The organism is Pseudomonas sp. SDO5591_S426 (assembly GCF_054070755.1).
Window position 1 is genome coordinate 1 of record NZ_JBSVXD010000357.1, and the last position, 2,760, is coordinate 2,760.

The 2,760-nt window shown below is 58.7% G+C and carries 3 protein-coding genes; all 3 read right to left on the reverse strand.

All coding sequences use genetic code 11. The annotated features are described in order from the left end of the window. Nucleotides 1-71: 71 nt before the first annotated feature. Entirely contained in the window at nt 72-386 is a 315-nt protein-coding gene (gene sugE, locus ACW9JC_RS29845; RefSeq protein ID WP_027922462.1) for a quaternary ammonium compound efflux SMR transporter SugE, read from the reverse strand. Nucleotides 387-504: 118 nt separating this feature from the next. After that, nucleotides 505-1,470, reverse strand: a complete 966-nt coding sequence (locus tag ACW9JC_RS29850) for a bile acid:sodium symporter family protein (RefSeq protein ID WP_416128531.1) — start codon at nt 1,468-1,470, stop codon at nt 505-507. A 155-nt stretch (nt 1,471-1,625) separates the two neighbouring features. Continuing rightward, nucleotides 1,626-2,546 carry a recombination-associated protein RdgC gene (rdgC, locus tag ACW9JC_RS29855; protein WP_457459536.1) on the reverse strand — a complete coding sequence of 307 codons (921 nt, stop codon included), beginning with the start codon at nt 2,544-2,546 and terminating at the stop codon, nt 1,626-1,628. Between the last annotated feature and the right edge of the window lie 214 nt (nt 2,547-2,760).

Genomic DNA, 2,760 nt, shown 5'->3' on the forward strand with positions numbered 1-2,760 from the left:
AGGTCGTTCACAATATCGGCACACGATACAGAACCTGTGGGAGCGGGCTTGCCCGCGATGGGGCCAGCCGCTTAAGCGCTGACTTTGAGCCCAACCAACCCGGCAATAATCAACGCCACACTGGCCAGTCGAAACAGTGCCATCGACTCACCAAACAGAATGATCCCGGCAATCACCGTGCCGACGGCGCCCACGCCAGTCCAGATCGCATAGGCCGTGCCCAGCGGTAATTCCTTCATGGCAAGGCCCAGCAAGCCAAGGCTGATGGCCATGGCTGCAACGGTGAGGGCAGTGGGGAGTGGACGGCTGAAACCGTCGGTGTACTTCAGGCCGACAGCCCAGCCGACTTCGAACAGGCCGGCGAAAAACAGAATGATCCAGGACATGAAGACCTCCATCGATTGACGGGGTCGTCCCCAGATTAATGACTCGATCGAGCCGCGAGGTCGTCCCCGCGTTGCGCAATAGAGTGCCCAGCATTAACCCGGGGATCAAGTTTTTGAATCAGTCAGTGGCCTGCTGAGCGGCTATTTCGCGATCTTCTTTCTCGCTCATGCGTCGGAAATACGTCGAGAGCAGCGCCCCGGAAATATTGTGCCAGACGCTGAACAATGCGCTCGGTACCGCCGCCAGCGGCGAGAAGTGCGCACTGGCCAGGGCGGCGCCCAAACCGGAGTTCTGCATGCCGACTTCCAATGCCAGGGATTTGCGCTGGGCCAATGGCAGCTTGAATACGCGACCGGTGAAGTAACCCAGCAGGTAACCGAAGCTGTTGTGCAGCATGACCACGGCCATGATCAGCAGACCGGATTCGGCGATCTTCGCCTGGCTGGCGGCGACCACGGCGGTGACGATGATCACGATACTTACCACCGAGACCAGCGGCAGCACGTCCACCGCGTGACGCACCTTGTCGCCAAGCAGGCGCTGGGCAACCACACCCAACACGATCGGCAGCAGCACCACTTGCAGGATCGACCAGAACAGCTCCATGAACGACACCGGCAACCAGGCCGAAGCCAGCAACCAGATCAAAGCCGGGGTCAGCAGCGGGGCGAGGAGGGTAGTGACGGCCGCGATGGCCACGGACAACGCCAGATCGCCACGGGCCAGCCAGGTCATCACGTTCGACGACGTGCCGCTTGGGCAGCAGCCAACCAGGATCACGCCGACGGCGATTTCCGGTGGCAAATGGAACGCCTGGCAGAGCAACCACGCCACGCCGGGCATGATCACGAAATGCGCGACCACACCCAAAGCCACCCGCCACGGATGACGGGCAACTTCAGCGAAGTCTTCGAGCTTGAGGGTAAGGCCCATCCCGAACATCACCAGCCCCAGCAACGGCACGATGGCGCCTTTTAGGCCGATGAACCATGCCGGTTGCAGGAACGCCACGACAGCGAAAATCAGTACCCAGTAAGCGAAGGTATTGCCGACAAAACGACTCAATGCAGCCAGTGCGCGCATGGCTTGTTCCTTGTTATGTGAAAGCGTAGGGAGCTAAGCATACGCTTCTCGCAAAAAAAGATCGCAGCCTGCGGCAGTTCTACATTGGAATGAATTTCCCTGTAGGAGCTGCCGCAGGCTGCGATCTTTTAAAAGTGCCGATTATCTGGGGAAAATCAGATCCCTTGCGGAGTCTCTTCCCCACCCAACGCTTCAACCAGCGACGGCAGGAAGTCGCCAAAGGTCAGCATCATCAGGGTGAAGCTGGCATCCAGTTGGCCGAGGGCTTCGTCGCCACCGTCCTGTTCCGCCTGGTCTTGCAACAGGTCTTCGAACTTCAGGCGCTTGACCACCATCTTGTCGTCGAGGACGAAAGACAGTTTGTCCTGCCAGGCCAGCGACAGCTGAGTGACCACTTTGCCGGTGCTCAGGTGCAGCTGGATTTCTTCGCTGGTCAGGTCTTGACGCTTGCAACGCACGATGCCGCCGTCTTCGTGGGTGTCGCGCAGTTCGCACTCGTCCAGCACAAAGAAGTCGTCCGCGGCTTTCTGGGTGGTGACCCATTCGGTCATGGTCGCGGTCGGCGACATTTTCACGGTCAACGGGCGTACCGGCAGGGTGCCGATCACTTCACGCAGGGTGGACAGCAAGTCTTCGGCGCGTTTCGGGCTGGCCGAGTTGACCAGGATCAGACCCTGTTTCGGCGCGATGGCAGCGAAGGTCGACGAGCGGCGAATAAAGGCACGAGGCAAGAAGGCCTGGATGATTTCATCCTTGATCTGATCGCGTTCCTTCTTATAGACCTTGCGCATTTGCTCGGCTTCGATCTCTTCGACCTTTTCCTTCACAGCGTCACGCACGACGCTGCCCGGCAGAATGCGTTCTTCCTTGCGCGCGCTGATCAGCAGGAAGTCACCGCTGACGTGTACCAGCGGTGCATCTTCGCCCTTGCCGAACGGTGCAACGAAACCGTAGGTGGTCAACTCCTGGCTTGCACATGGGCGCGCCAGTTTGGTGGCCAGTGCAGTTTCCAACGCCTCGGCATCAACAGGCAGATCTTGGGTCAGGCGATAGATAAGCAGGTTTTTGAACCACATGGGGTGAGTCTCTCCTTTATACAAAGGCGGGCATTATTGTCCTCCGTGTGCCATAGGCCAACCCTTCTCTAAGCCTTTGGAAGGCATCAGAAAATTAATTTAAAAAGTGCTTGCCAGAGGTAGGGTCGCTCCGTAGAATGCGCGCCACACCGAAGCGAAGGGTGATTAGCTCAGCTGGGAGAGCGTCTGCCTTACAAGCAGAATGTCGGCGGTT